Origin of the sequence: Anoxybacillus sp. J5B_2022, from assembly GCF_026847645.1 — a bacterium.
GTDB lineage: Bacteria > Bacillota > Bacilli > Bacillales > Anoxybacillaceae > Anoxybacteroides.
This window is the reverse complement of sequence record NZ_JAPSMC010000011.1, coordinates 38,602-65,324: the sequence shown is the minus strand read 5'-3', so window position 1 is coordinate 65,324 and position 26,723 is coordinate 38,602. Positions and strand designations below refer to the sequence as shown.

At 44.1% G+C, this 26,723-nt stretch carries 29 protein-coding genes and 1 riboswitch; of the genes, 9 read left to right on the top strand and 20 right to left on the bottom strand.

The genetic code is table 11. The annotated features are described in order from the left end of the window. From M4I42_RS05190 to M4I42_RS05180, 3 genes are all read left to right on the top strand, one after another. On the top strand, positions 1 to 228 hold a 228-nt coding region (locus M4I42_RS05190), incomplete at its 5' end, for a winged helix-turn-helix domain-containing protein (RefSeq protein WP_268851173.1). Between the two features lie 157 nt (positions 229 to 385). After that, positions 386 to 1,558: a sensor histidine kinase gene (locus M4I42_RS05185; RefSeq protein ID WP_268851172.1), complete on the top strand. Its 1,173-nt coding sequence runs from the start codon at positions 386 to 388 to the stop codon at positions 1,556 to 1,558. Beyond that, a complete protein-coding gene (locus M4I42_RS05180) occupies positions 1,559 to 2,119 on the top strand; it encodes a hypothetical protein (protein ID WP_268851171.1) in 561 nt (186 codons plus the stop codon). Positions 2,120 to 2,202: 83 nt separating this feature from the next. Here the strand turns inward: M4I42_RS05180 and M4I42_RS05175 are convergent, their stop codons facing one another. The 5 genes from M4I42_RS05175 to M4I42_RS05155 all read right to left on the bottom strand — a co-directional run bounded on the left by M4I42_RS05175 (position 2,203) and on the right by M4I42_RS05155 (position 6,812). Further along, complete coding sequence (locus M4I42_RS05175) at positions 2,203 to 3,708, bottom strand: coproporphyrinogen III oxidase (RefSeq protein WP_268851170.1); 1,506 nt, start codon at positions 3,706 to 3,708, stop codon at positions 2,203 to 2,205. A gap of 110 nt (positions 3,709 to 3,818) precedes the next feature. Further along, a complete protein-coding gene (locus tag M4I42_RS05170) occupies positions 3,819 to 4,685 on the bottom strand; it encodes a Cof-type HAD-IIB family hydrolase (protein WP_268851169.1) in 867 nt (288 codons plus the stop codon). Between the two features lie 87 nt (positions 4,686 to 4,772). Next, entirely contained in the window at positions 4,773 to 5,126 is a 354-nt protein-coding gene (locus M4I42_RS05165; RefSeq protein WP_268851168.1) for a YlbF family regulator, read from the bottom strand. Between the two features lie 76 nt (positions 5,127 to 5,202). Beyond that, positions 5,203 to 6,336, bottom strand: a complete 1,134-nt coding sequence (locus M4I42_RS05160) for a DUF445 domain-containing protein (RefSeq protein ID WP_268851167.1) — start codon at positions 6,334 to 6,336, stop codon at positions 5,203 to 5,205. A gap of 89 nt (positions 6,337 to 6,425) precedes the next feature. Continuing rightward, positions 6,426 to 6,812, bottom strand: a complete 387-nt coding sequence (locus M4I42_RS05155; RefSeq protein ID WP_268851166.1) for a hypothetical protein — start codon at positions 6,810 to 6,812, stop codon at positions 6,426 to 6,428. Between the two features lie 90 nt (positions 6,813 to 6,902). Between M4I42_RS05155 and M4I42_RS05150 the strand changes: the two genes are divergently transcribed. The 3 genes from M4I42_RS05150 (at position 6,903) to M4I42_RS05140 (ending at position 9,296) form a co-directional block, all read left to right on the top strand. After that, a complete protein-coding gene (locus M4I42_RS05150) occupies positions 6,903 to 7,079 on the top strand; it encodes a hypothetical protein (protein WP_442864074.1) in 177 nt (58 codons plus the stop codon). Positions 7,080 to 7,162: 83 nt separating this feature from the next. Next, positions 7,163 to 8,065 carry a PucR family transcriptional regulator gene (locus tag M4I42_RS05145; protein WP_268851164.1) on the top strand — a complete coding sequence of 301 codons (903 nt, stop codon included), beginning with the start codon at positions 7,163 to 7,165 and terminating at the stop codon, positions 8,063 to 8,065. Between the two features lie 118 nt (positions 8,066 to 8,183). Next, positions 8,184 to 9,296, top strand: a complete 1,113-nt coding sequence (locus M4I42_RS05140) for an ABC transporter ATP-binding protein (RefSeq protein ID WP_268851163.1) — start codon at positions 8,184 to 8,186, stop codon at positions 9,294 to 9,296. 47 nt (positions 9,297 to 9,343) lie between these two features. On the opposite strand, the gene M4I42_RS05135 is transcribed toward M4I42_RS05140, so the two are convergent. Further along, the gene (locus M4I42_RS05135; protein ID WP_268851162.1) at positions 9,344 to 9,586 is read right to left on the bottom strand and encodes a hypothetical protein; all 243 of its coding nucleotides are present in this window, start codon (positions 9,584 to 9,586) and stop codon (positions 9,344 to 9,346) included. Between the two features lie 243 nt (positions 9,587 to 9,829). On the opposite strand from M4I42_RS05135, the gene M4I42_RS05130 reads away from it, so the two are divergent. Continuing rightward, positions 9,830 to 10,039 (top strand): alpha/beta-type small acid-soluble spore protein, encoded by a 210-nt coding sequence (locus M4I42_RS05130; protein ID WP_268851161.1) that lies wholly within the window; start codon positions 9,830 to 9,832, stop codon positions 10,037 to 10,039. 52 nt (positions 10,040 to 10,091) lie between these two features. Here the strand turns inward: M4I42_RS05130 and M4I42_RS05125 are convergent, their stop codons facing one another. The 9 genes from M4I42_RS05125 to M4I42_RS05085 form a co-directional block, all read right to left on the bottom strand. Beyond that, positions 10,092 to 11,357, bottom strand: a complete 1,266-nt coding sequence (locus tag M4I42_RS05125) for a hemolysin family protein (protein ID WP_268851160.1) — start codon at positions 11,355 to 11,357, stop codon at positions 10,092 to 10,094. A gap of 314 nt (positions 11,358 to 11,671) precedes the next feature. After that, the gene (locus M4I42_RS05120) at positions 11,672 to 12,697 is read right to left on the bottom strand and encodes a thiazole biosynthesis adenylyltransferase ThiF (protein ID WP_268851159.1); all 1,026 of its coding nucleotides are present in this window, start codon (positions 12,695 to 12,697) and stop codon (positions 11,672 to 11,674) included. Continuing rightward, positions 12,694 to 13,461: a thiazole synthase gene (locus M4I42_RS05115; protein WP_268851176.1), complete on the bottom strand. Its 768-nt coding sequence runs from the start codon at positions 13,459 to 13,461 to the stop codon at positions 12,694 to 12,696. The genes M4I42_RS05120 and M4I42_RS05115 overlap by 4 nt, the downstream gene beginning before the upstream one ends. Before the next feature lie 2 nt (positions 13,462 to 13,463). Next, a complete protein-coding gene (gene thiS, locus M4I42_RS05110) occupies positions 13,464 to 13,667 on the bottom strand; it encodes a sulfur carrier protein ThiS (RefSeq protein WP_268851158.1) in 204 nt (67 codons plus the stop codon). 13 nt (positions 13,668 to 13,680) lie between these two features. Next, entirely contained in the window at positions 13,681 to 14,865 is a 1,185-nt protein-coding gene (gene thiO / locus M4I42_RS05105) for a glycine oxidase ThiO (protein ID WP_268851157.1), read from the bottom strand. 32 nt (positions 14,866 to 14,897) lie between these two features. Next, positions 14,898 to 15,494 carry a thiazole tautomerase TenI gene (gene tenI / locus M4I42_RS05100; RefSeq protein ID WP_268851156.1) on the bottom strand — a complete coding sequence of 199 codons (597 nt, stop codon included), beginning with the start codon at positions 15,492 to 15,494 and terminating at the stop codon, positions 14,898 to 14,900. A 13-nt stretch (positions 15,495 to 15,507) separates the two neighbouring features. Further along, positions 15,508 to 16,290, bottom strand: coding sequence for an energy-coupling factor transporter transmembrane component T family protein (locus tag M4I42_RS05095; protein WP_268851155.1), 783 nt, complete (start codon positions 16,288 to 16,290; stop codon positions 15,508 to 15,510). Next, positions 16,265 to 17,734, bottom strand: a complete 1,470-nt coding sequence (locus M4I42_RS05090; protein ID WP_268851154.1) for an ABC transporter ATP-binding protein — start codon at positions 17,732 to 17,734, stop codon at positions 16,265 to 16,267. Before M4I42_RS05090 ends, M4I42_RS05095 begins: the two co-directional genes overlap by 26 nt. Before the next feature lie 16 nt (positions 17,735 to 17,750). Continuing rightward, on the bottom strand, positions 17,751 to 18,332 hold the full coding sequence (locus M4I42_RS05085; RefSeq protein WP_268851153.1) for an ECF transporter S component: 582 nt from the start codon (positions 18,330 to 18,332) through the stop codon (positions 17,751 to 17,753). A 138-nt stretch (positions 18,333 to 18,470) separates the two neighbouring features. Next, positions 18,471 to 18,578: riboswitch (TPP riboswitch) on the bottom strand. Positions 18,579 to 18,762: 184 nt separating this feature from the next. On the opposite strand from M4I42_RS05085, the gene M4I42_RS05080 reads away from it, so the two are divergent. Then, a complete protein-coding gene (locus tag M4I42_RS05080) occupies positions 18,763 to 19,947 on the top strand; it encodes a class I SAM-dependent rRNA methyltransferase (protein WP_268851152.1) in 1,185 nt (394 codons plus the stop codon). Between the two features lie 206 nt (positions 19,948 to 20,153). On the opposite strand, the gene M4I42_RS05075 is transcribed toward M4I42_RS05080, so the two are convergent. The 4 genes from M4I42_RS05075 to M4I42_RS05060 all read right to left on the bottom strand — a co-directional run bounded on the left by M4I42_RS05075 (position 20,154) and on the right by M4I42_RS05060 (position 25,260). After that, positions 20,154 to 21,824, bottom strand: a complete 1,671-nt coding sequence (locus M4I42_RS05075) for a glycoside hydrolase family 13 protein (RefSeq protein ID WP_268851151.1) — start codon at positions 21,822 to 21,824, stop codon at positions 20,154 to 20,156. A gap of 142 nt (positions 21,825 to 21,966) precedes the next feature. Continuing rightward, positions 21,967 to 22,884 (bottom strand): ketopantoate reductase family protein, encoded by a 918-nt coding sequence (locus tag M4I42_RS05070; RefSeq protein ID WP_268851150.1) that lies wholly within the window; start codon positions 22,882 to 22,884, stop codon positions 21,967 to 21,969. 101 nt (positions 22,885 to 22,985) lie between these two features. Next, positions 22,986 to 23,189 carry a YbdD/YjiX family protein gene (locus M4I42_RS05065; RefSeq protein WP_268851149.1) on the bottom strand — a complete coding sequence of 68 codons (204 nt, stop codon included), beginning with the start codon at positions 23,187 to 23,189 and terminating at the stop codon, positions 22,986 to 22,988. Continuing rightward, positions 23,182 to 25,260 carry a carbon starvation CstA family protein gene (locus M4I42_RS05060; protein WP_268851148.1) on the bottom strand — a complete coding sequence of 693 codons (2,079 nt, stop codon included), beginning with the start codon at positions 25,258 to 25,260 and terminating at the stop codon, positions 23,182 to 23,184. Before M4I42_RS05060 ends, M4I42_RS05065 begins: the two co-directional genes overlap by 8 nt. Positions 25,261 to 25,568: 308 nt before the next feature. On the opposite strand from M4I42_RS05060, the gene M4I42_RS05055 reads away from it, so the two are divergent. Then, on the top strand, positions 25,569 to 26,015 hold the full coding sequence (locus M4I42_RS05055; protein ID WP_268851147.1) for a hypothetical protein: 447 nt from the start codon (positions 25,569 to 25,571) through the stop codon (positions 26,013 to 26,015). Positions 26,016 to 26,035: 20 nt separating this feature from the next. Here M4I42_RS05055 and M4I42_RS05050 read toward each other — a convergent pair whose 3' ends face one another. Continuing rightward, positions 26,036 to 26,722 carry a TerC family protein gene (locus tag M4I42_RS05050; RefSeq protein ID WP_268851146.1) on the bottom strand — a complete coding sequence of 229 codons (687 nt, stop codon included), beginning with the start codon at positions 26,720 to 26,722 and terminating at the stop codon, positions 26,036 to 26,038. Between the last annotated feature and the right edge of the window lies 1 nt (position 26,723).

The window sequence follows — 26,723 nt, the reverse complement described above, 5'->3', positions numbered from 1 at the left end:
ATTCAGTTAACAAACCGTGAATTTCAATTAATGGAACTTTTTATGCGCCATCCGAACCAAATATTACCCCGCGAGTTAATTATTGAACGAGTTTGGGGACTTAATTCTGATATTTCTAATAACAATATCGACTCATTTATTCGGCTCTTACGGAAAAAATTAGAAGATGACGGCACTCTTATTCAAAATATACGAGGGGTAGGTTATAAGCTTAGCGATGAACGATAAAATGTTTAAACAAACGCGATTTCGGCTCACCCTTCTTTTTACAAGTTTAATTATTGTGTTTTTAGTTTCATTTACCGCTATAAGTTACATCATAGCCTCGTCACTGATTACTAGCAAACAAAAACAACAAATTATCACTCTAGCAGAAGAGGAATATATGGAACATAAATCCGATCTTTTAAATTGGTATAATCACAAAAAATTAGATAATAATGCAGATTTACAAAACTATTTTCTCGACTATCATCCGGAGATGCCAGTTTTTTATTATGTCATTACACGCAACGGTGAAATCATTAACGGTGACGAATCTTTTCCAGAAATTCGCGGGAACGTTTTACGTCTAATTAACGGATGGAATCCGAAAAATAAAGAAGTTCGGCATGAAACGATAAAAATGGGCAATGGGAAATCAATGTCGCTTCTCCTGTCAGGAAAGTCTGTATTTAAAAATAATGTATATATCGGAACGATTTATACTGGAACAAATATAACCATGCAAATTTATATTGTAAAAGTATTAGTTACCGTATTGTTCGCCATTTCCGTTATATTTATAGGATTATCCATCTTGCTGGGATATTACATGTCAGGTAAGGCGATGGTTCCAATTGTAAATGCTTTTCAGCGACAAAAAGAATTTGTTACCAACGCTTCTCATGAGTTGAGAACGCCTTTGAGCATTTTGCAATCTTCCCTTGAGGTAATAGAAGCTGATGAACGCGAAAAACTAGGGGAGTTCTCCTTACAAGTATTCGATGATATGAAAGACGAATTAAGAAGAATGACGAAACTCATTAATGATTTGTTGCTGCTTGCCCGTTCCGACGCAAACGCAATTAAATTAACGAAAGAATGGTTCCCATTAACGCCCATCATCGACGAACTTATAAGAAAATGCCGTCCTTTGGCAGAGAAAAAACATATTAAATTTTCTACAAATATACAGGGGAACATCGCTATATACGGAGACAAAGAACGGATCATACAATTATTATTCATTTTATTGGATAATGCTGTAAAATACAACATCGAAAATGGGTATATAAACATAACGATTAAACACGAGCAAAAAAATGTAAAAATCGAAATTAGCGATACGGGAATAGGAATCCCATCAGAACACCAAAAATTCATATTTGAGCGATTTTACCGCGTCGATCAATCACGCTCGCGAAATCAGCAAGGAAATGGGATTGGGCTCTCGATCGCCAAATGGATTGTCGACGCTCACGGCGGCACAATTCATGTACAAAGCGAAGAAGGAAAAGGAAGCCGATTTATTATTACGCTTCCGCAGACTACAAACTTAAAAATTGGGGTGAAATAAATGAAAAGATCGATATTCTCAATGCTCACTGTTTCTATATTATGTTTGCTAGTTTATTTTACAATCGGACAAACGAATTACGCATTCGCTGATGACGACGAAACAGAGTTTTATGAGCAATACGAATATGAGAAAGGTAAAGAAGAAAGTGAAGCAGCAGAAGAAGGTGGAGAACTATTAGGTTGGGGAGCAGTCGCTGCCGCTTTATTAGCAGGAGCGCTTCTTCCGCTACGGCGCCAGGCAAATTTGATTATAAAAATATTTCCAAACGCAAAAACGTTTTTCATTTCTTTATTAAAGACATTAGCAAAATGGCATATGCCCATCGGTGTTGTTGCTTTTGCGCTTACCTTAGCACACGGCGTTCTTATGTATTTTTCAGAAGGTGAGTTGGAAATACGAGAGTATGCTGGCATTGCCGCCACAATACTCATGGGAATAGCAGCAATCTTTGGCGTGATTCTTGCAAAAAATAAAGCGAATTCCTTGATTCGTTCCACACATATTGGATTATTATTTGCTGCTGGAGCATTCATCGTCTTTCACGTTTTGTCTTCCTAGATATAAAAGATCGGCCTTCCTAAAATAGGAAGGTCCGACTTTTTTTACGTACTATATTTTACGACATGACTCCCGCTCACATTTCAGAAACTCTCAAAAATATCATTCATAATCTTTAATTTTTCCTCTGTATAATGAACATAGTTATCATTATACACTTTCGGCTCTTTCGGATTGGCGAAGCGGGTGATCGCCCGCGTTTTCGGGTGAACGAATTTGCTTGAGGCGCCGCAGCCAAGCCCGATGATCGATTGCTGTTCCTCCATAATCATAATGTTGTAAATACTTTCCTGTCCCGGAAGCGCATATCCGACGTTTTCAAGGTTGCCGAGAATGTTTTTCTGGCGGTACAAATAATACGGAACATAACCGTTTCTTTTCGTCCAATTTTGCGCGTTTTTCATCATCGCACTAATTTCGTCACGATCGGCTACTTTATATTTTTCCTTATTTTTCGTCATTTCCGATGCCCGCTTAAACGAAAGCGTATGAACGGTGAGCGATTCCGGCATTAATTTTTCCGTTTCCGCTAACGTGTAGTTAAATTCCTCGATCCCTTCTCCAGGAAGGCCGATGATTAAATCCATATTAATGTTATTCATCCCCATCTCGCGCGCCAAATGAAATTTTTCAATCGTTTCGTCGACCGTATGATGGCGGCCGATCGCTTTTAACGTTTCTTGAATATACGATTGCGGATTAATGCTAATGCGGTCGATCTTCCATTTTTTCAACACATCGAGCTTCTCCGGCGTAATCGTATCCGGCCGCCCCGCTTCCACCGTAATTTCCCGGACATGCTCCACGTTCGGGAATGATTCGTACATTCGTTCGTACAATCGGTCCATCTCTTCTGCCGTAATGCTCGTTGGGGTGCCGCCGCCGTAATAAATCGTCGTAATATTGATTCCCCGCTCTTTTAAAAACCGGCCCACTTCCCTCATTTCATAATGAAGCCCCGCTAAAAACGAGTCAACGGATCCTTGGCGGCCGTTAATCGCATATGCTGGAAACGTGCAGTACGCACATTTCGTCGGGCAAAACGGAATGCCGATATAAATGCTTACTTCATGCGCGAGATCATATAAATCAGGGACAACGGTCAGTTGGCGGTCGACAATTTCTTGCATTAACTGAATTTTTTCTTCTGTCACTAAATAATCTTCGCGAAGCTGCCGGTGCGCCTCCTCTTTCGTAAGCCCAGAGCGCAATTTTTGATGCAATAGCTTCACTGGTCGCACGCCCGTTAAAATGCCCCATTGTTGAATTAGTCCAGTATACTGTTGAAAAAGGGTTAAATATACATGGGAAACCGCATTTTTCCACTGTTTAAGCCGCTCTTTTTCGTCCCGATATGGCCGCAAATCGATCCGATAATCCGCCTTCCATTCACGGCTACTCGCCGTTTCAATGAGCATGCCGGTTACAATTCCTGTTTCTTCCCCATGCAGCGAAAATGTCACTACGAGATCTGCGGCTGCAACAGGCTCGAATGATAGCTCATATTGTTCAAAAAACAGTCCAGTAATCACTTCCAACGGACGTTGAAATTGCTCTACATTATATAATCCGTACACTTGAATACGCAACGGGAATCACCTTTCTTATTGTCAAACTTATTTAAGTGTACAGAAGGCGATTTACACTCGTCAAGCGATGATTGTTCCCTGCAAAAAAACCGGAGTGTAATCCCCCGGTTTTACTTCTTCATTTTTAATTTGTGTAAAAATTCTGGACGTTGCTGCTTGCGAAAATGTTCTTTAATCATATACGCAACCCCGAGCTGCTCGTTCGAGCGCGTCACCCAGTCCGCTGCCATTTTTACTTCTGCCGGTGCATTTCCCATCGCCACTCCTAACCCCGCTGCTTCAATCGCTGGAATATCATCAAGGGCGTCGCCAATGACGACCATTTCTCTTAACGAAATTTGCAACGATTGTCCAAGCCGTTTTAAGCCGGCTAATTTGGAAACGCCTTTTGCCACAATTTCGATTTTTCCGTTTGGATGTGCAATCATATTAACGGCCGGAAACGCTTGCTGCAAAACGGCCACCGCTTCCTTTTGTTCTTCTTCGCTCGCGAAATAGACATCGATTTTTGGAACGGCCAGCGGTTCATCACGCAACACATCGCTTAATGAATCAACAAACTGCGTCGGGTAAAAAAATGGATCCCCTGAAGACAGCACTGTTTTTGCCACTAGTTGCTTTTTCACTTTTTTTCGATTTCCGAGCGAATACCGTTCATGCATCAACCGAATGTTGCAATCATAATTTTCGAGCACATGAACAATATTAAACGTCCGCTCCTCCGGAATGAGCGCTTCATATAGTTTCTCATCGACCGATTTTCCGATCATCGCTCCTTGAAACGCAATGAGGGCGGTATCAAGTTTCAGCGCTTTCGCTATTTTTCGTGCCGATAACAAATTCCGGCTCGTCATTAATGTCACATAGACGTCTTTTTGTTTGACAAATTCCACCGCTTCTTTCGTTTCCTTTTGTAAACGGCCATTCGATTTTAAAATCGTACCGTCAACATTTAACACAAGCAATTTATAAGCCAACGCTGTGTCCCCCTTTTGTCGTGTTGTCACTCTATCACATAGCTATGACAACACGTGTAAAAAAAGAACACTCAAATGAGTGTTCCGTTACTCGGTGAACGACCGATATAACTCTTCAAGTGGCTTCATCGCGATTTGATTGATATCAGCGATTACCGTGCTCATCCGTTGCTCGAACGTCATTAACGCAACCAGTTTTTCATTTTGTTGTGCGAGCGTCATCATTTTTTGCGCCTGTTCCACTTCTTCCGGTAAAATGGCTGCTCCCGTCATCTGTTTTTCATGAAGCTGCATTTGCAAATCGCGAAAGTGCGCAAACATGCGATAAGCTGCTTCATCGCGGCGCACCGCTTCATACGCTTGTTTTAATTGTTGAAATTCATCGCTTGTGCGAATCGCCTGCTCTAACTGCTGGGCGATTGCGTATACAGAATGGGACATGAAAAAGCCTCCTCATCAAAAAATAACGTGCCACTGTTATTACGATATGCAGGCAAACATAGGATATGTCAGCGGACTACACCCATAAGCCGACAATCGCTTGGAAAATGCCGATCACGCCGCCGAGCAACGCCCCTAAATACGTAATCATTTTAAACTCGCGTTGTGAAATGGATAAAATCATTTCTTCGATCCGTTCAACGGAAAACGTTTCGACTTCCATACGCACAATATCCGCGATTTGCAAACGCTCCACCAACGTTTCGACTTGATCGCTCACCCATTGCATCCCTTTAGCCACCACGTTCGGAATCCACTCATGAATCATACGTTGCCGATATGGAGCTAGTACATCGGCCACCTTTTGCTCAAGTATACCGCTCGCTTCGATTGCTTTTGCTACGAACTCATGGAGCGACTGGTGAATCCGCTCTTTTCCGATCAACGCTTCAACGGAGGCAACCGATGAGTCCGTCCACTGATGCCATTCATCTAATAAAAGCTGGGCAAGCATTTCTCGAGTTCCGTTATGGTTAAGAAATTTTACGATTTCCGGTTGCACTTTATCCGCCAAATTGACATTGCCAAGCAACATTTGTAACATGTTCCCAAGCATGCCACGACCGATAAAAAATTCGTCAATCATTTTTGCGATGCGCTGCTTTCCTGCTTCGCTTTGAAAATAATGAAGCGCTCGATCGGCGATGTAATGCGCCAAATCGTGGATCCGTTTTTCGATGTTTTCCCGTATTTCCCGCGGAAGCACTTCGTGAATTTTTTTGCCACGCCGTTGTTCCATCCATTGCTCATACGCCTTGTCCACCCATTCGGCAGCTTTCGTGTGAATCCATTCTTTCGGATCGTTCATTCCGAAGCGCTGCAGCCGCTCCGCGACGGTATCTTGGCAGTCGAACCATCGCTCCGCCCATTGCTGCATCGAGCGAATCGTATTGTTCATGAGCTCGGTTTCCGTTAATTTGCGGCGAATTCCTTCCGGTGTCAACAAGTGCTCCACGACCATTTTTCCAAGCTGATGCGCTAGTTCTTCCCGCCGTTTCGGAATGAGCCCTGGAGTGAATGGGAGACGTTTTCCGTATAGATAAATCGGCTCATACGGACGAAATAACATTTTAATCGCCAACGCGTTCGTCACTCCGCCGATGATCGCCCCAACCGCAATCATAAACAGAAAATATAAAACCGTTTCCATCTGTTCTCCCGCTCCTTTCATTACTCGTTTGCCTAATTTTTCATTATATCGTTTGTTTGGCAAAAGAGCAATGAAAGAAAAGGCGCTGATTACACATGGACCGTATGCATCATTTTTGAAAAGAATGAACTATGCTCAAGCGCTTGGCATAGCGCCTGTTCCGCTGCACATTTTTGTGCGCCCGAAAGACCTTTTGCCAATTCATAATAAAGAAGCGCTTTTTTCATTTCATACAAAAGAAGTAGTGAATCCACTTCCTCCATTTGCCGAATACGATGATTAACCTTTTTATTGAAATATGCTCCTTTTATTAAAAAATACGTATATTGCCATATGTCGTGCTTTTTTTGTTCATGCCGCTCATAAGCAGAGAGTTTCTCTTTTTCCGACATATCTTCCGTGCTTTTCAATCGTATTTGTACTAATTTCCTGCTTATGCTTATCGCCTCAATGAGCTGTTCCAACGTATAAAGCATGTTTCTCCCTCCTTTTGCTTGTCCATGCTGACTCATATATATGAGTGAATTGGACAACATATGACAAACTAACAAAAGGAGGGGATGGCAATGGACAAGGAAAGATGCAAAGACTCATGCCACGAAGGGCGCGATAAATACTTCATGGACGTCGACCGCATGATTAATGAAGGGATGGCAGGAGGATATGTTCATGCCCGCCACGAAGCCACTAACATTGAAGAAGCACGCGATTTAGTGGAAGAAGAACCGCCTTACGAAGCATAAAACCACCCGATTTCCTCTTTCCAGAGGGAATCGGGTTTTTGTTATAATGAGGATATATCCAATTACGAAAGGAATTCTCGCTTATGCTCGAACAGTTAAAACGACATTACAAAGAGGCGATCGTCATTAATCAACACCCGAACACTCCGGACGATTATGAATGGTTTTATACAAAAGAGGGCGAGCAAATCGGCATTTTAAAAAGTGAGCTTACCGAAAAGGAAAAGCAGCTGCTGTCCATTTTTCTCACTCCGCTCACGTTTCAAAAGCGGCCGCTTACAAAAGAAGAACAGGCTTGGCATCGATTTTTTGTTCAAGGGGATGACAGCGAGCTCCACCTACTCGCCAACCACACGCCTTATTACCGGTTCATTCAATTTCAAACGAAACAAACCATCGTTGATCGGGATCATTTTCGCGAAGCGGTGGAAGGACTGTTTCAAGAGAGCGTGTTGCTCATTTGGGAACAAGACCACCGCGGCATTATCATAGAGAAAAAGCGGGATGAAACAGAGCAGCTTCTGCCGTTTACCGACATGATCGATGCATTATCGAGCGATTTCTATATGACACTGCACATTTTCATCGGACAGACTCATCCGTACGATGCTAGTTTGTCCGAGCGTTTTCGCACGGAGAAATATTACTTTGAGCTCGCCAACACATACATTCGCACAAAAACCGTTTACACGGTCTCTGATATATTGCCCCTCGCTCTTATTTGCGACCATCCAAAGCAGCAAATGATTCGGCACTCGCTTTCGTTTTTAACGAAAGTAGACGACGATTTATTAGAAACGGTGAAAGTGTTTCTCGAATGTGATTTAAACGTATCGCTTGCCGCGAAAAAACTTTATATGCATCGCAACAGCTTGCAATATCGGATTGAAAAATTCATTGAAAAAACCGGCATTGATATTCGCCATTTTAAAGGAGCTGCCGCGATGTATTTAGCGATTTTGCTCAACGAATATACGAAACACTAATTCAGCATCTTGCCCGAAATCTGCTCTGTTTTTTGTGCACGTTGTCCATTTACGTTTTTAGCTGTTTTTTATATGATGAAAACAGCTAACTGAAACCGATTTCATGGAGGGGTTAACGATGGCGGAACTTCGTTTAGAGCACATTTACAAAATTTACGACAACAACGTCACTGCCGTGAAAGATTTTAACTTACATATTCAAGACAAAGAGTTTATCGTTTTCGTCGGTCCATCCGGCTGCGGAAAATCAACGACATTGCGGATGATTGCCGGCCTTGAAGAAATCTCTAAAGGCGACTTATACATCGACGGAAAACGAATGAACGACGTCGCACCGAAAGACCGCGATATTGCGATGGTATTCCAAAACTACGCGCTTTATCCGCATATGAGCGTCTACGACAATATGGCATTTGGCTTAAAATTGCGGAAATTTCCGAAGGATGAAATCGACCGCCGCGTTCGCGAAGCTGCTCGCATTCTCGGGCTAGAACAATATTTAGACCGCAAACCAAAAGCGTTATCCGGCGGTCAGCGTCAACGCGTAGCGTTAGGACGTGCAATCGTTCGCGATGCAAAAGTGTTTTTAATGGACGAGCCGCTCTCTAACTTAGATGCGAAGCTTCGGGTGCAAATGCGCTCCGAAATCGCGAAATTGCATCAACGTTTAGGCACAACGACGATTTACGTCACGCACGACCAAACAGAAGCGATGACGATGGCTACTCGCCTTGTCGTTATGAAAGACGGTGTCATCCAACAAGTCGGTACACCAAAAGAAGTATATGAAAAACCAGAAAACATTTTCGTTGGCGGCTTTATCGGATCACCGGCGATGAACTTCTTAAAAGGCCGTTTGGAAGATGGAAAATTCATCATTGACAATGTCGTCATTGGCGTTCCAGAAGGCAAAATGAAAGTGCTTCGCGAACAAGGCTATGTCGGCAAAGAAGTCATTTTAGGAATTCGTCCGGAAGACTTCCACGATGAGCCCGTATTTATTGAAGCATCGCAAAACACGAAAATTACCGCCAATGTCGAAGTTGCGGAATTGCTTGGCGCCGAAACAATGGTTTACTCACAAATTGCCGGCCAAGAAATTGTAGCGCGCATCGATGCTCGCACGGAAATTAAACCAGGGCATCAACTTGATCTTGCGTTAGATATGAATAAAGCACATTTCTTTGATATCGAAACGGAGAAGCGCATTCGCTCCAATAATGAAAAGTGAGTCCCCCTAATTTTTATATAAATAGCCCCTGCCTTTTTTGGCTGGGGCTACTCTTTTACGAAACGAACTTCTTCGTTTTGGCAGCACGGACAATAAAATAAATGCACACATTCATGATTTCGCCACGTCATTGGGTATCCATCCGCTTGTTTCATCAAATCAATCTCCATATATGGGCTATAGTCATCAAAATAATCGGTCACTTTTCCTTGATCTTCCATCTCGGTCTGACAACGCGGACAAAAAAAGTGGAATGTTCTAAGGCCATTGCAAAGCGGACAAATAGTCATAGTCATCCTCCTGTTGAAAATCTTCCTTATTTTTACTATTCCCTAACTTCGCAAAACATAAAATACCAAAAATTACTATATGAAAAAAAGCATAATTGAACAAAAACGCTTCAAACTACTAGTACGAAAGTAACCATTGGGTTCAGCCAAGTTTGGCAGCATGCTTTTGAATTTTAGGGCATGCGCGCTGGTGCAAATCCAGCCAACCCAACCATAAAATGAAAAATGAGGAGATGATTCCACATGGCAAGATCAACTAACAACAATCAAGTATTAGTTGCTGGTGCTCAACAAGCGATTGACCAAATGAAATACGAAATTGCTCAAGAATTTGGGGTAAGCCTTGGCGCTGACACAACTTCTCGCGCAAATGGCTCTGTTGGCGGAGAAATTACAAAACGTTTAGTGGCGATAGCGCAACAACAACTTGGCGGCCAATACACTGCTCGCTAAAAACTGCATACACATGGCAAACGCCCCAGGCATCGTGCCTGGGGCATTTCTTTCATACTTTCTCCGCAATTGGCTCGTTCAACGATACGAGCACTTTGCGAATTCTTCGGTTTTCGACCTCGCGGACAGTTAAGGTGAGGGGGCCGTATTGCAACGTTTCACCAACGGCGGGGATGCGTTCAAACATTTCAAACACCCACCCTCCTAACGTATGCGAGGAGCTTTCCGGCTCTTCAATTTTCATTAATTCACAAAATTCATCGAGCGGCAATTCCGCATTCAGTTCATAGCTGTATTCGTCAATTTGATGAATGACTTTGACCGCATCATCATGTTCATCCCATATTTCACCAACAATTTGCTCGATAATGTCTTCGAGTGTAACCAGCCCTGCCGTTCCGCCAAACTCATCAACGACAATCGCCATATGCACTTTGCTTTTCTGCAAGGCCGGCAACAAATCCGAAATTTTCATCGATTCAACAACGAATAGCGGCTTTCGCAATAATTCACGAATGTTCACTTCTTTTTGCTGCACAAGTTGGCTTAAAAAATCACTCTCGGATAAAATCCCGATGACATGGTCAATATCTTCTTCATATACGGGCACGCGCGAATAGCGCTCCTCTAAAAAAACGTCGCGAATTTTTTCCACCGGATCGTTCACTTCGACGGCGACCATGTCAATGCGCGGCGTAAAAATTTCCCCAACTAAAATGTCATCGAAATCAAGCGACCGATGCACTAGTTCTTTTTCTTTATTATCGATGACCCCTTCTTCTTCACTTAAATCGATCATCTCTTTAATTTCTTCCTCGGTCACCGATGGACTAACGATCCCATGTGTCAACCGTTTGATTAACTTTCCTTTTAATTCAGAAAACAGCCACGTCAGCGGAAGCATCGCTTTCATTAGCACATACATCACGCCTGTATATTTTAACGCAAGCGACTCCGCATGTTCTTCCGCAATCGTTTTCGGCAAAATTTCGCTAAAGATTAACAGAAGCACCGTCATGACGATTGTGCTAATCCATAGACCAATATCTTCGCCAAGCAAATCAATGGCCATTTTCATCGAAATCGCAACCGCAGAAATTTTCACTAAATGATTGGCCACCACAACCGTCAGCAGCACTTCATCTAAATGTTCCGCGATATAAAATGTCCGCCTGTTTCCGTCCACATTTTCGTCGGCATCATGCTTTAACCGCATTTTATTGACAACAGAAAAAGCCGCTTCTGCCGAAGAAAAAAACGCCGACAACGCAATTAAGAAAAGAAGCAAACTTAAAAGGCTCAGAGGCAATTCTCCCAACGAATATTCACACTCCTAAACCGTTGCTTTATGTTTATTATTATGTATTATCATATCAAATTTTTCACAAAATTCCTATCGCCTAAACATAGGCGCAAAAAAACTGCAGCTATCTTGCTGCAGTTTTTACGAATCGAGCAATGTCGAGCCAATCACAAAAACTAACGTTAACAACGATGCGATATTCAATGTGATAGATAGGTCTTCCACTTTTTCAGCCTCCCATGCGTAGAAAGAATTCCCCCACTATCACATTAACATAAAACGTGGCGCCTTCTGTTTTCAAAATCGCACAATTTTTTGACAAGCAAAGCCTACCCTAAATACCGATGGTAAATCGCTTTCGCTTCTTGTATATCTTTCGTTCCATGAACGAGCGCACGCCCATCGCGAAACACGACAAGGCGATGGGAAGGAAGCGAAACAGAGACAAGATACGGATTCACGTCCACTTGCAACCCTTGTTTCGAAAACAAATCGGCAAGCTGCGCTAAATCATATTCCCGCTTTCCAGCTGGCCGAATTTGTACGGAATTTCGTCCGCACAATACAGCCGTTTTCGTTTGCATCTCGTACGATAAATACGGATACGTCGGATTCGCCCCACAAGACGGGCAATTTTCTTTTTTCACTTGATCGACGCGAATAGCGGTATGTTGATTGTTCCATACGTCGAACGACACGAGTTTTCCACGCAACGCCTGCTCATCCCCGACAAGCAGCTTCAACGCTTCCGCCACTTGATAAGCAACGACCATTTGCACTGCGGGGCTAATAATGCCTGCCGTATCACACGTCAACCCGCCAATTGGCATCGTTTCAAGCAGACAGTGTAAACACGGCGTTTTTCCAGGAATAAAGGCATAACTAATGCCGTAGCTCCCAACACAGGCGCCATAAATCCATGGAATGCGGTATTTACATGAAATATCGTTGATCATCATTCGCGTTTCAAAATTGTCAGTCGCATCAATGATCACATCCGGCTTCGTTTCTGTCGCTAACCGTTCTAATTCGTCTACGTTCGCATCACCAACAATTGTCTCAATCTCCACGTCCGAATTGACTTGTGTTAACCGTTGTTTGGCGGCAACCGCTTTCGGAAGCCGCTCTTTCGCATCGTCCTCGCTGTATAGTTGTTGACGCTGCAAATTGCTCCATTCGACATAATCGCGGTCAATCAACGTCAGCTTCCCCACTCCCGCGCGCACAAGCGCTTCCGCGTTTCCAGTGCCGAGCGCCCCAGCGCCGACAATCAACACGTGTTTTGTCGAAATACTTGCTTGTCCTGCTTTTCCAATCGGACGAAACAGCTCTTGCCGTGAATAACGTTCGTTCAAACAGTACTCATTCCTTCCATTGGGCTGCTTGCGGTTGCGTATCGTTTCTTCGGAATTCTTCCCGCCTCATAGCCGAGACGCCCTGCTTCAATCGCTAGCTTCATCGCTTTTGCCATTTTCACCGGATCAGAAGCACCGGCAACCGCTGTATTTAACAACACGCCGTCTGCTCCCAACTCCATCGCGAGCGCCGCATCCGCCGGACTGCCAATACCTGCGTCCACAATGACCGGAACGGTCGCTTGCTCGATAATAAAGCTTAAGTTTAACGGATTAATAATCCCTTGGCCTGAACCGATCGGCGAAGCCCCCGGCATAATCGCATGGCACCCAAGCTCTTGTAATCGTTTCGCGAGCACGACGTCATCGGACGTGTATGGCAGGACGATAAATCCTTCTTCCAACAACATTTCCGTTGCTTTCAGCGTTTCGATAGGATCTGGAAGTAACGTTTTATCACAACCGATGACTTCGACTTTAATCATATCACATAATCCCGATGCTTTGGCGAGTCGAGCAATGCGTACCGCCTCTTCCGCTGTTTTAGCACCAGCTGTATTCGGAAGGAGTTTATATTTTGTTAAATCAAGTTGCTCTAAAAAATTCGGCTGATCGGGCGCAAAAATATTCATCCGGCGCACCGCAAATGTTAAAATTTCCGCCCCGGACACTTCGACGGCTTCTTTTTGAATTGCAAAATTCGGATATTTTCCCGTTCCTAATAAAAGTCGGGATTGAAATTCATAAGGTCCAATTTTTAACATCATCATCCGCCTCCTACAAAATGAACGATTTCCACGCGATCCCCATTGCATAGCGCCGTCGTTTCATATTGATGTTTTTGCATAATCTGAGCATTCACTTCCACAATCACGATTTTCTCAATCAATTGAAAATGATCAAGCAAATCCGCGATCGTTCGAATGTGTTCCGGTACCTGAATCGTCTCCCCGTTAATGATAAATTCCATTTCGTTCCCACCTTTACACCGTATATGTCGCCTGATGCCTTGTCAGTGAAAACGGCGCAAGATCAAATTCACCGCTTCCCTTTCCCTCCACTAAATCAGCGATGATCACCCCAGTAATCGGGCTCAGTAAAATGCCGTTACGATAATGACCGGTCGCAATCCAAATATTTTTATAATGTGGATGCTCGCCAATGTACGGTACTCCGTCCCCGGTTTGTGGGCGAATACCGGCCCATGCCCGCTCCCATTCCGCCGTACGAATGGTTGGTAGTAATTGCTGCGCCCGTTCTAGCAAACTCATGATTCCTTGCACGGTTACTTTTTTGTCAAACGTATACGGCGTCGACGTCGCCCCAATCAACAAACGATTGCCTTTTTTCGGAACGATGTAGCAGCCGTTTTTCGCAAAGACGGTTGTTTGAATGATCGGCTTTTCCACTTTTACAAGCAAGCATTCCCCTTTGACCGGATACATCGAGAGTGAGAGGCCCGTTTTCTCTAAAAAGAGCGCCGACCATGCGCCTGCAGCGACAACAACAGCACCCGCGTGAACGGTTCCATGATTGGTGCGCAAACGATAGTCATCCCCTTCCTGCGCGACATCGAGCACTTCCGTAAATTCTTGCCACTCTGCTCCATAAACAATCGACGCTTTCGCGAACGCAAGCGACAAATCAGGGGCGCTCACTTGCCCGTCGTTTGGTAAATACATAGCCCCGCGCAAGTTTTTCGTTACATTTGGCTCGAATACTGCCACGTCATCGACAGATAGCCATTGAACCGACTGCTCCATTCTCCTCCAAAACTCGTAATTGCGTTGCAACGCTTCGTTTTCTTCTTCCGTCAATGCAATTTTCAAAATCCCTTTTTGAACAAGTCCGATATCAATGCCTGTAAGTTCTTTCAATTCCTCTGCGAGCGGAACGATCATGTCGCGGCTTTTTAATGCAAACGGAATAAAGCAAGGTGTCGAAGGGCATTTTTCGCATGGATACGCCATGCTAGAAATGAGCGGATGTTCGTTCGAAAATTCCGACTGCGCTCCCAACATTCCTGCTGCTGCGCTGGACGCTTCGCTTGCGATTCGATCTTTTTCCAATACGACGACCCGCACATTTCGTTTCGCTAATTGAAAGGCAATGGATCCCCCGATCACTCCACCGCCAATAATTGCTACATCGTAATGATTGCCATTCATCTCTATCCCTCTCCCTTTTGTGCAACTTTCCCCTACATCATCTGCGCGTAGCTTTTCACTTGAGCAAGCGGATCTTCCGCTAAAAATACACCCGACATCACGGCAATTCCATCAGCCCCTGCCTCCCATATGCTCGGCACGTGATGCGGTTGAATGCCGCCAATTGCGATCACCGGAATGCGCACCGCAACCGCAATTTGCGCCAATGTTTCCACCCCTCTTGGTAGCACCCCCGCTTTGCATTCCGTTGGAAACACATGCCCATATAAACAATAATCCGCCCCGCTATTTTCTGCTTTTTTTGCTTCGGATAATGAATGAACCGAGCAGCCAACGAAAAGTGCTGGGAAACTCGCTTTCACTTTTTGAACCGGCAAACTGTGATAAGCAAGCTGCACCCCTTTTACTCCATAAGCGATGGCCACATCGATGCGATCGTTCACGATCAGTTTTTCTTTCGGCACGCCATTCGAAAGGAGCGCCTCGATCATTTCTGCCAACTCTTTCGCCGTCTTTTCTTTCTCACGAAGATGAATCGCATCTACATACGGATGAATACGTGAAGCGATCGCCACCACTTGTTCGGTTGGCTGCCTTCCTGTCGAAATCACGTGAAGCTGCTTTTTCATCGTGTATCCCCCGCTAGCGGACATCGGTCACCGGAATATACGGGAAAACCGTTGCCATATAATACGACAGCACGACCAGTCCGATCAGCGAAACAAGAAAGACCACATCGTATCGGCTAAAACCGATATGATAGTAAAACGTCCGCTTCGTTGTGTCAGAAAAACGTTTCGCTTCCATCGCCACGGCAATGCGCTGCGCCCGGCGAATGCTTTGCGATAAGAGCGGGACTGCATACCGCTTCACTTTTTTGAACACCCCGCCATGATCGGCACCGCGCACTTTTAACGCGTTTTGTACGGTTTGAAATTCCTCGAGCATAATCGGAATAAGTCGTACTCCCGCCAAAAAGCTATACGCATATTTCGGTTTCAATTTTAGCTGCTGCATTAACGAGTAAAACAAATATACAGGTCTTGTCGTTAACGAAAAAATTAAGCCTAGCAACGCAAATGTTAACGCACGAAAGCCGAGGTGCATTCCCCGCAAAAAGCTTTCTTTCGTGATATGAACAAGCCCCCATTGAACCCATGTCGTCGTTCCTTGTCCAAACAACGTCATCGAAGAAGCGGTCGAAACGAAAATGACGAAAAACGGCAAAAAGAACAACACTAAATATTTCAGTGGATAACCGGTATAGATGAAAAGCAATAGAAGCAACCCGATCGATAAATTGATAAGCACGTTCGGATTATGCAAAAAGAGTACAACGATAAAGACGCCGGTCATCACTAGTAGTTTTAAGCTCGGATTCGTCCGATGCAGCCACGTTTCACGATAGCGAATATCCCATCTCACGACTCAATCCCCTTTCTCTTTCCGTCTGTGTGACCGGCTCATCGCGAACGAGCTGCCCGTTTTCAATCACCCATCTACGCGTCGCAAAATGCTTCACGATTTGTTCGTCATGAGTGACCATGATGATCGCTGCGCCTTGCTCACGATACGACTCTAGCAATTCTAACAACGCAAACGTATTTTTCGCATCTTGGCCAAACGTCGGCTCATCTAACAAAAATAGTTTTTGCCCACTAATGATCGCTGCCGCGACGCTTAACCGGCGCTTTTGCCCCATCGATAATTGATATGGGTGCTGCTCTTGTTGCGTTTCTAAATGAAATAGCTTCAATAGTTCCTCTACTTTCGTGGCAATTTCCTGCTCATTCCTTTTTTCCAGCCGAAGCGAATACGCCAACTCTTCCCATACGGAATTCGTAACAAACTGAAACTCTGGGTTTTGAAAGACAAAGGCTATCTGGCGAGCGAGCTGCTTCGTCTGTTCCAACCGTGTTCCGTACACTTCATACTCCCCGTCGGTTGGAATAAGCCTCATTAATGCATGGAGAAATGTGCTTTTTCCAGCGCCGTTTTTACCGGTAACAACAATCCATTCTCCACTCTGTACCCTAGCTGTCGGAACATAAATTTTCGCTTCTTTATTTCGGTATCCACGAAAATGGTGCAAGTGGATGACTTCTTGCCGTTCGCCGCTATCCGCGCGCGCCTTTTTCTGTTTCAAGTAATCGTCCCATACTCCCGGGTACCAAATGCCTTGTGAGGCAATGAGCTCCTTATGAGTGCGAAAAATAATAGACGCTTCGCCGTCCGCCACAATTTCTCCCGCATCGTTAAACAAAATGATGCGGTCAACGAAATCTAAGACGTGCTCAATTTTATGTTCGACGATAATGACCGTCTTATCATGCGCAATTCGCTTCACAGTCTGCCAAATCAATTTTGTCCCTTCGTCATCGAGCATCGCTGTCGGTTCGTCGAGAAATAACACATCTGGCTCGAGCGCAAGAACAGAAGCGAGGGCGAGCCGCTGCTTCATTCCACCTGATAACGTATGAATATTCGTATGGGGCGGCACGGACAAATCGACCGCTCGCAATAGGTGCTCGATTCGCTCGTTCATTTGTTCGCGCGGGACGCCGATGTTTTCAAGCGCAAACGCGATTTCCTCGTCGACAAACGGCATGCAAAATTGCGAGTCAGGGTCTTGAAACACGTATCCCCAATTGGTAGGAATACGAATATGCTTTACCTTCATCGGAATGTCTAACGAGTGTGGAATGATTCCGGATAATACTTGCAATAGCGTCGACTTCCCGCATCCGGACGGACCGAGCAACAATACTTTTTCTCCTTTTGTAAAAGAAACGGATACATCTTTAAATAACAACGTATCCGTTCCAGGAAATTTTAATCGCAACTGTTCAACAGATGCTACATATTCCATGCTAAAAAGCCACCTTCTAACGGTTTAACTGATCGAAATCTTCTTTTGCCGCCGAACGAACGAGCTGCGTCACCCCGGTCGCTTCGAGCGCTTTGACTAATGAAGAAGCAAATACGCCGGAAATGAGAATCGCACCGACAAATCGCGCAATGAGGAATAACGCTAAGTTCCAAGGAGCTAACGCCTCAATATATCCTTTGTAAAAGTCCATGATTAACGATCCGATCGTGGAACCGATAGCCGCTAATGAAACGACAAACAAATCGAACCGCTTATAGCGGAATGCTGCAAACGCCACTTCCGCAAATAATCCTTGGATGACACCATAAAGCAATACTTCTAATCCCCACTCCGAGCCCATAATAAACTCGCCGGAAGAAGCAGCAATTTCCGCTAGAAGGGCTACCCCTGGCTTGCGAATGATAAGAAATGCCACTGTCGCGGCGATAAACCACATCCCGTAGATGAATTGATCAATATGAAGTCCAAACGGTTTCACAAAATAATAAAACGGTCCCCATAACTTATACACAATACCGAATACAACAGAAATGACAATCGTTGTTAAAATATCTGCTAATTTTAATCCTTTTTGCATCGTGTCCTCTCCTTTCCTTTTCTCTAAACTTCCAAACACCCAACTGCTGCGCGCTCCTACATCGATGAACCCCCTTTTAAAAGATAAAAACCACTTTCTTCACAAGCGTAAAGAAAGTGGTTACAAACGTGAGTGAGCGAATGTATTTTTCCACTTCCCTACGCTGGTATAACCCAGATCAGGTTCTAAGGGTCTCAAAGGCACACTTTGATCTCAGCCTATCTAAAGGCCCCCCTAGTGGATGCTAAACGCAGCCATATTCGATTGTTTACATTTATCATATCACGGCTCTTACCGTTGTCAAGTTGTTTGCTTCTTCTTTACTATATTCCTCACACCTTGCGATCATTCCATCTTCAGCTAACGTTGCGTCTTGGCGGCCAATTCTGTATGATAAAAAGGCAAATAACTAGGTAATGGAGTGGAGAACGTGGCAAACGTATTTTTAAAACGAAAGCGGAAAAAACGGCTCGAACAAGGGCATCCTTGGATTTTTCAAAGCGAAGTCGATTATATTGAAGGGGATTTTGAACCAGGTGACTTTGTCAACGTATATAATCATCAGCGCCATTTTCTTGCGAAAGGATATATTAATCCAAAATCACAAATGATTGTGCGCGTCTTGACGCATCATCAAGAAGACGAATTAAATGAAACGTTTTTCATCGAGCGCATTCGAAACGCGTGGGCTTATCGCGAGCGAATGATTCCTAGCGTCCGTTCTTGCCGCGCTATTTATGGTGAAGCAGACTTTTTACCAGGGCTGATTGTCGATAAATACGAAGATGTGCTCGTTGTACAAATTCTTTCGCTCGGGATGGAAAAACGAAAAGATTGGATTTTAAAAGGGCTGCTCGACGTATTTAAGCCTAAAGCGATCTACTTGCGCAATGACGTATATGTCCGGGAGCTAGAAGGGCTGCCGCAAGAAAAAGGATTTTGGTACGGCGAATGTGAAACAGAAGTGATCATCGAAGAAAACGGCGTTCGTTACATAGTTGACATCGAAAACGGACAAAAAACAGGCTTTTTCTTTGATCAGCGACAAAACCGCGCCGCCATTCAACCGCTTATCGACCGTCACACGACTGTATTAGACTGCTTTACTCATACAGGGTCATTTATGTTAAACGCGTGTTTATACGGAGCTAAACATGTAACAGCGGTCGATATTTCGGAACATGCGATCGAAACCGCCAAACGAAACGCGGCATTGAACGGGTTTACGAACGTCGAGTTTGTCGTCGCCAACGCGTTCGACTATTTACGCGAAGCTGTTCATGCCGAAAAGAAATGGGACGTTGTCATTATCGATCCTCCTGCGTTCGCTAAATCAGCGCACGCCGTTCCGAAAGCGCTCGGCGGCTATAAAGACATTAACTTAAATGGGCTAAAGCTCGTCAAAGACGGCGGATTTTTCGTCACCGCCAGCTGCTCGTACCACGTTCATGCCGACTTATTCCGAGCGATGATCGAAGAAGCGGCCTTTGATGCGAAAAAGATTTTGCGACAAGTCCATTGGAGCGGCGCCGGCTACGACCATCCAAAACTGCTCGCTGCCGACGAAGGCGACTACTTAAAATTTGCCATTTTTGAAGTGCACTCACGGAAATAGCATATTGGCAAAAACAACAAATATATAAGTTGCAATAAAGAATTTCCGATTTTTCGTTTCCGTTTTCATCTAAATACAAACCGATATGATATAACGTGGTGAAGTGATCCGCTGGATGTAAAACAAAATTTCAACTTATATAGATTTTCCGTCGCTATTTCTCGATCATCATAAAAAGGATGTCCCGATGTGGACATCCTTTACGTTTACTTGTCTTTCAGCAAATATACCCGCGCTTCATACGGTTTCAGTTTAAAACGAGTAGCGTTTTTATGTGGCTTCACCTCATAGTTTTGTAACACTAAATGCTCTGACGATAATTTGATACGATCATAACGGTAAAGCGCAGGTTTGTCGGTCATGTTGACAATGATCACCGCTTTTTCATTCCCTAATGTTCTTGTATAAGCGTAAATTGCTTTATCTTTCTCTAAAATTAAATCGTACGTTCCGTAAATCAATACGTCGTTTTCTTTGCGTAGACGAATCATTTTTTTATAGAAATGAAGCACGGAATCAGCATCACTTAGCTGCTTCTCCACATTAATTTCTTTAAAGTTCTCATTTACCCCCATCCACGGGGTCCCTGTCGTAAAGCCAGCGTTCGCTGCGCTTGACCATTGCATCGGTGTCCGCGAATTATCACGCCCTTTTTTCCAAATTATTTCCATAATTTCTTCGTGCGGCCGTCCTTTTTCCCGTTCAAGACGGTAAAAGTTTTTCATTGCCACATCATCGTATTCTTCAATCGTTGCAAAGCGCACGTTCGTCATCCCAATTTCTTGCCCTTGGTAAATAAACGGCGTTCCTTGCATGAAAAAGTAAAGGGCTCCTAACGCTTTTGCGCTTTCTTTCCAATATTCTTTATCATTTCCCCACGTCGAAACAGAACGAGGTTGGTCATGGTTTTCTAAAAATAGCGCGTTCCATCCTTTGTTTTCCAACGCTTTTTGCCACTTCGTGAGCGTGCGTTTTAATTGTCGCACATCGACGCCACCATCTGTACCTTTCTCCCATAGCCCTAAATGCTCAAACTGAAAAATCATATTAAAAATGCCATTTTCTTCGCCGACCCACGCTTCCGCTTCTTCCGCTTTCACGCCGTTTGCTTCCCCGACTGTCATAATGTCGTAACGCGCAAACGTTTGCATTTTCAGCTCTGTTAAATAATCCATAATCCCTTCTTGGTTCATATGCCCAGCGAAAGACGGGACATAATCGAGCCCTTTTGGGTTTGGCAAATCCGGCAAGCCCGGCTTTTTCTTAATATGTGAAATCGCATCGACCCGGAAGCCATCAATCCCTTTATCTAGCCACCAATTAATCATCTTATAAAGTTCACGGCGCACTTCTTCGTTTTCCCAGTTTAAATCTGGCTGCTTTACCGCAAACACGTGCAAATAATATTGATCTGTTGTCGGATCATACTCCCAAGCTGATCCGCCGAAAATGCTTTCCCAGTTGTTCGGCTCACGTCCATTTTTTCCATCGCGCCAAATATACCAGTCGCGTTTCGGGCTATCTTTTGCCGAACGTGATTCAATAAACCATGGATGTTCGTCGCTCGTATGGTTAATAACAAGATCTAAAATCACTTTCATGCCGAAGTTATGGACTGCTTCTAATAGCTCGTCAAAGTCGGCCATCGTTCCGAACTCTTCCATAATCGCGTGATAATCGCTAATATCGTAACCGTTATCAGCATTTGGTGATTTGTAGATCGGACAAATCCATATGATATCGATTCCAAGGTCGCGCAAATAATCTAATTTCGAAATAATACCACGCAAATCCCCAATTCCATCCCCGTTGGAATCCATAAAACTGCGCGGATAAATTTGATAGGCGACGCCTTCTTTCCACCATGCCTTTTTCAATGCTGTTTCCTCCTCTTTTTTCGTATACGCTTTCAATGCTATTCTTCATTTTAATACACAATGACCGTTGGGAAAAGAGAAAGTTTTTACTTCACAAAATTTTTAACACTTCAAAGATTAAACAAAAAAGGCTAGAAAACATCTAGCCCCGTTGTTGCTCGTACAATTTCAAATGGTGGTACACTGCTTTTAATAGCGGCGCGTCGATTTGATATTGTTTAGCCAATGTCAGCAAATATCCTTGCAAATGGTCAACTTCGACCATATTCCCTTTTTCCATATCGCGCTGCATTGACGATTTCATGTCTGGAGACATTTCATTCATTTGCGCCAATTGCTTCTCTTCGATATTAGCGGCAATTGGTGCGCCATGTGCCCGCATAATTGCTGCAATCTCTTTCAACAATGCAAACAAAAGCTCTTGTCCGTATTCTCCGGAACGGACGGGACCCATCGGCGCACGAAATAACGTTGTTACTCCCGACATCGTCGCAATAAACAAATATTTATGCCACATATCGGTGACGATCTGCTCGCTTAAACGAAAGCGGGCATTGCAGTTCGAAAATAGCTCATGAAGCGCTCGCACCCGTTCAGTTATTTCCCCTGACCATTCCCCAAATTTCACATCATGGGACGGGCTTGATTGAATAATCGTTCCATCTTGATCCATTGTCGTTTCAATAAAGCAAAGGCCGCCTAACACATTTTCTTTGCTAAACTCCCGCCAAAGCACTTCCATATGAGCCATACCGTTTAATAATGGCAAAACGATCGTCGTTTCCCCTACATACGGCTTCGCATCGCGAATCGCTTCTTGTAAATGGTATGCTTTATTCGAAAAAATCACGACATCAAACGGCTCTGCCTTTTCTCCGGTGACAAGTGTTTTGGGCGTTAATACCACATCGCCGTGGACACTACGAATGACTAGCCCCCGCTCCTCTAATTGCTTTTTTCTACGCTCGCGGACAAGAAATGTGATATCTTCCCCTTTTTCCAACAGCCGACCGCCAAAATAGCCACCAACGGCACCCGCACCAACGACTAACACGCGCATTCATCATTCCCCCTTTATGAAATAGATTGAGGCTGCACATCCTAACAGATATGACAAAGCAAAATGAGAAAAGGGAGACTGCCTCTCCCTTTTCGTTCCATTTAACAACAACGCGAAACTTTTCCGCCTTTTCCGTTATATCTCGCTTCTTGAGCCTCACAAAAAAATTCTTTCCGCGACTTAATCGGCGCGCCTGGATGATGCGTTTTCATATGTTCCACATATCGTTCGTAGTTCGGTACGCCGACAAGCAAATCGACAAACTGCCGGCGATATTTCATTAGCTCTGCCATTAGCTTACGCATAATGCTTAACCTCATTTCCGGCATCGCGCGGAATGTAAGGTGACTCTTGTAATGGAGTTCCCTTGTTGTTCAATACTTTAATCCACATATTGATCGACGAAATGAGCATCACCAAAACAACTAGCATGAAAATAGCGCATAACGTCGCATCGACATAGTCGTTTGTAATAATTTGCTGCATTTGCGCTTCCGTCGTTGCGGGAGGTAAAATTTTCCCTTGGCTCAACGCATCTTTAAATACTTTGGCGTGGGCTAAAAAGCCGATTTTCGGATTTTCATGGAACAATTTTTGGTATCCAGCCGTCATTGTCACCACTAAAATCCATGTCGTCGGCACTAATGTGACCCATACGTACGCTTTTTTGCCCATTTTAAATAAAACGGTTGTGCCTAGTAATAACGCAATACCAGCAAGCATTTGGTTGGCGATTCCGAACAATGGCCATAACGTATTGATCCCGCCAAGCGGGTCAATTACCCCTTGATACAAGAAATAGCCCCATCCGAAGACGCACAATGTCGTTGCAATAATATTCGCCGGCAGCCAATCTGTTCTCCCGAACGGCTTATAAAAATGACCGAGAATATCTTGAATCATAAAGCGGCCGACGCGTGTTCCCGCATCAATCGTCGTTAAAATGAACAGCGCTTCAAACAAAATCGCAAAGTGATACCAAAACGCCATAAACGCTTTTCCACCAATTACTTTCGAAAGAATAACAGCCATGCCGATCGCTAATGTCGGCGCTCCGCCTGTGCGTGATAAGATCGTTTGTTCTCCGACATCTTTCGCCAATTCCGTTAACACGTCCGGAGTAATCGTAAAGCCCCAAGAAGAAACGGTTTTCGCTGCTTGCACGACATCTTGGCCGATCACCGCAGCCGGGCTGTTAATAGCAAAATACGCCCCCGGTGTCAACACGCAAGCTGCCACAAGCGCCATCACAGCAACAAACGATTCCATCAACATCGCGCCATAGCCGATTGGACGAGCATGGCTTTCCCGCTCGATCATTTTTGGCGTCGTGCCTGAAGAAACAAGCGAGTGGAATCCGGAAACGGCTCCGCACGCAATCGTAATAAACAAGAACGGGAATAAGTTGCCGGCAAATACCGGCCCTGTACCGTCGACAAACTTCGTAACCGCTGGCATTTGTAAATCAGGCGCAACGACAAGAATTCCTAACGCCAAGCCAACGATCGTTCCGATTTTTAAGAACGTACTTAAATAGTCACGCGGCGCAAGCAAGAGCCATACCGGTAACGCTGACGCTACGAAACCGTAACCAATCATTAACAGAGCGATCGTTTCTCCTTTAAATGTAAACATATTCGCTAATGTCGGATTTTCTGCCACGTATTGACCGAAAACGATTGAAGCCATCAACAAAACAAAACCGATGAGCGACGCTTCACCGACGCGACCCGGACGGATGTAGCGCATATACACGCCCATAAAAATCGCAATCGGAATCGTTGCCGCGATCGTAAACATCCCCCAAGGGCTTCCTACAAGCGCTTTCACAACAACTAACGCTAAAACCGCTAATAAAATAATCATAATGCCTAAAATACCTAACATCGCAATGAGACCTGTAAAAGAACCAATTTCTTCTTTAATCATTTCGCCAAGTGATTTTCCGTTGCGGCGCATGGACGCAAATAAAATCACGAAATCTTGCACTGCCCCAGCCAATACGACACCGACGACAATCCAAAGCGTCCCTGGCAAATAGCCCATTTGCGACGCTAAAATGGGACCGACAAGCGGACCTGCCCCAGCAATTGCTGCGAAATGGTGCCCGAACAATACCCACTTATTCGTCGGCACGTAATCTTTTCCGTCGTTAAACACTTCCGCTGGTGTTTTACGGTTGTCATCTAATTGGAACACTTTTTGCGCGATAAATTTACTATAAAAGCGGTAAGCAACAGCATACACACTGACGGCCGCAACGATGAGCCAAATGGCGTTAATCGTTTCGCCACGGTGCAATGCTAATACACCAAATGCGGCTGCTCCGAGGGCAGAAATGAGTCCCCAAAGCAAAATCGACTTCAGTCCTTTCAATCGTCTCTCCTCCTTCGGATATATTCATCGCTATTATACTAACTATTCTGAAAAGTTAGATAAACATCGTCATATCATGCTAAAAATAGATGATAACATGTCAAAATTCACCGACAACATGCAATGAATTCGCTTTTTCCTGTTTCATTATTGTAAAAAAATATAAAATACATATATTTGCTAAAAATGTAATCATAAAAGCGACACAAAGGGGGATTATAAAAATAAGAACCATACACTCCCCGAATTCTATACAAAAATGACTGATAATGACCGAACAAAATTCACTAGTAAAGGGTTAAGAACACGTGAAAGCGCTTGAACAATTATTATGGAGCATTGCGTTACCAGGATTCGGACAACTTTTAAATAAAAAATATTTCAAAGGAACTGTATTGATTTTATTGGAATTTCTAATCAATGCGCAATCGCGGTTTAATGAAGCGATCCGGTTAAGCTTTTTAGGTGAAACGAGAAAAGCAACAGAAATTATTGATTTTCAGTGGCTAATGTTTTACCCGTGTCTCTACTTTTTTGCGATGTGGGACGCGTACAAAGATGCAGGCGGCGGGCAGTCTCCTTATGCGTTTCTTCCGTTCATTTTTTCTGCTTATTTTGTCACAGTTGGGCTTATTTATTCTACTCATATAACGGTTTTTGGCATCTTTTTTGGCCCGATTTGGTTTCCAATGCTAACGGTCATTCCTGGTGTATTAATCGGACTATTCATGCAATCCATCGTAAATCGCTCATGAACGCGCGACAAAGCCGCCAATTATCCGTTGGCGGCTTTCGCTTCCTCTTTATGCGTTTTTCCTTTTTTCAATATTCCCGCAAGCAGCACACCAGCAACAACAAGAATTTCAAACCCATACTTTACGACCGGATTCGTAAAATAGTCTGCTAAAAATGGCTCGCCAACGATCATTTTCGCAGCAGTCCATGCCAACACACCAGCCCCGATCGTAATAATGATCGGAAACCGCTCGACCCATTTCAAAATGAGCGTGCTTCCCCAAACAACGACCGGAACGGAAATAAGCAACCCTAAAATGACTAATAAAAAGCTGCCGTGCGCGGCTCCTGCTACCGCTAACACGTTATCAAGACCCATTAACGCATCAGCGATAATAATCGTTCGAATCGCTTCCCACATACTTTTTCCAGCTTCCACTTCGTGTCCTTTTTCTTCAATTAGAAGCTTATAGGCGATCCAGACAAGCAGTACGCCACCAACAAGCAATAGTCCTGGAATTTTCAATAACCATACAACAGCGATTGTCGCCAAAGCTCGAATGACGATCGCCCCAACTGTTCCCCAAATGATCGTCTGCTTTTGTTGATGCTTCGGTAAATTTCGTGCCGCCAGTCCGATCACAATCGCATTGTCCCCTGCTAATACAAGGTCAATGATAATAATGGACAATAGTGCTGACCAAAATTCGATAGAAAATAATTCCATA

Excerpts from the sequence above, each read along its gene's own strand:
- M4I42_RS05130 (WP_268851161.1), top strand. The coding sequence starts at position 9,830 with ATGGCAAGATCAACTAACAACAATCAAGTATTAGTTGCTGGTGCTCAA.
- M4I42_RS05085 (WP_268851153.1), bottom strand. The coding sequence starts at position 18,332 with ATGCAAAAAGGATTAAAATTAGCAGATATTTTAACAACGATTGTCATT.
- M4I42_RS05070 (WP_268851150.1), bottom strand. The coding sequence starts at position 22,884 with ATGCGCGTGTTAGTCGTTGGTGCGGGTGCCGTTGGTGGCTATTTTGGC.
- M4I42_RS05145 (WP_268851164.1), top strand. The coding sequence starts at position 7,163 with ATGCTCGAACAGTTAAAACGACATTACAAAGAGGCGATCGTCATTAAT.
- thiS (WP_268851158.1), bottom strand. The coding sequence starts at position 13,667 with ATGGAATTTATCATTAACGGGGAGACGATTCAGGTACCGGAACACATT.
- M4I42_RS05185 (WP_268851172.1), top strand. The coding sequence starts at position 386 with ATGGAACATAAATCCGATCTTTTAAATTGGTATAATCACAAAAAATTA.
- M4I42_RS05115 (WP_268851176.1), bottom strand. The coding sequence starts at position 13,461 with ATGTTAAAAATTGGACCTTATGAATTTCAATCCCGACTTTTATTAGGA.
- M4I42_RS05165 (WP_268851168.1), bottom strand. The coding sequence starts at position 5,126 with ATGTCCCATTCTGTATACGCAATCGCCCAGCAGTTAGAGCAGGCGATT.
- M4I42_RS05050 (WP_268851146.1), bottom strand. The coding sequence starts at position 26,722 with ATGGAATTATTTTCTATCGAATTTTGGTCAGCACTATTGTCCATTATT.
- M4I42_RS05090 (WP_268851154.1), bottom strand. The coding sequence starts at position 17,734 with ATGGAATATGTAGCATCTGTTGAACAGTTGCGATTAAAATTTCCTGGA.
- M4I42_RS05160 (WP_268851167.1), bottom strand. The coding sequence starts at position 6,336 with ATGGAAACGGTTTTATATTTTCTGTTTATGATTGCGGTTGGGGCGATC.
- M4I42_RS05140 (WP_268851163.1), top strand. The coding sequence starts at position 8,184 with ATGGCGGAACTTCGTTTAGAGCACATTTACAAAATTTACGACAACAAC.
- M4I42_RS05155 (WP_268851166.1), bottom strand. The coding sequence starts at position 6,812 with ATGCTTTATACGTTGGAACAGCTCATTGAGGCGATAAGCATAAGCAGG.
- tenI (WP_268851156.1), bottom strand. The coding sequence starts at position 15,494 with ATGAAAAAGCAGCTTCACGTGATTTCGACAGGAAGGCAGCCAACCGAA.
- M4I42_RS05180 (WP_268851171.1), top strand. The coding sequence starts at position 1,559 with ATGAAAAGATCGATATTCTCAATGCTCACTGTTTCTATATTATGTTTG.
- M4I42_RS05135 (WP_268851162.1), bottom strand. The coding sequence starts at position 9,586 with ATGACTATTTGTCCGCTTTGCAATGGCCTTAGAACATTCCACTTTTTT.
- M4I42_RS05065 (WP_268851149.1), bottom strand. The coding sequence starts at position 23,189 with ATGCGTAAGCTAATGGCAGAGCTAATGAAATATCGCCGGCAGTTTGTC.
- M4I42_RS05150 (WP_442864074.1), top strand. The coding sequence starts at position 6,903 with ATGGACAAGGAAAGATGCAAAGACTCATGCCACGAAGGGCGCGATAAA.
- thiO (WP_268851157.1), bottom strand. The coding sequence starts at position 14,865 with ATGAATGGCAATCATTACGATGTAGCAATTATTGGCGGTGGAGTGATC.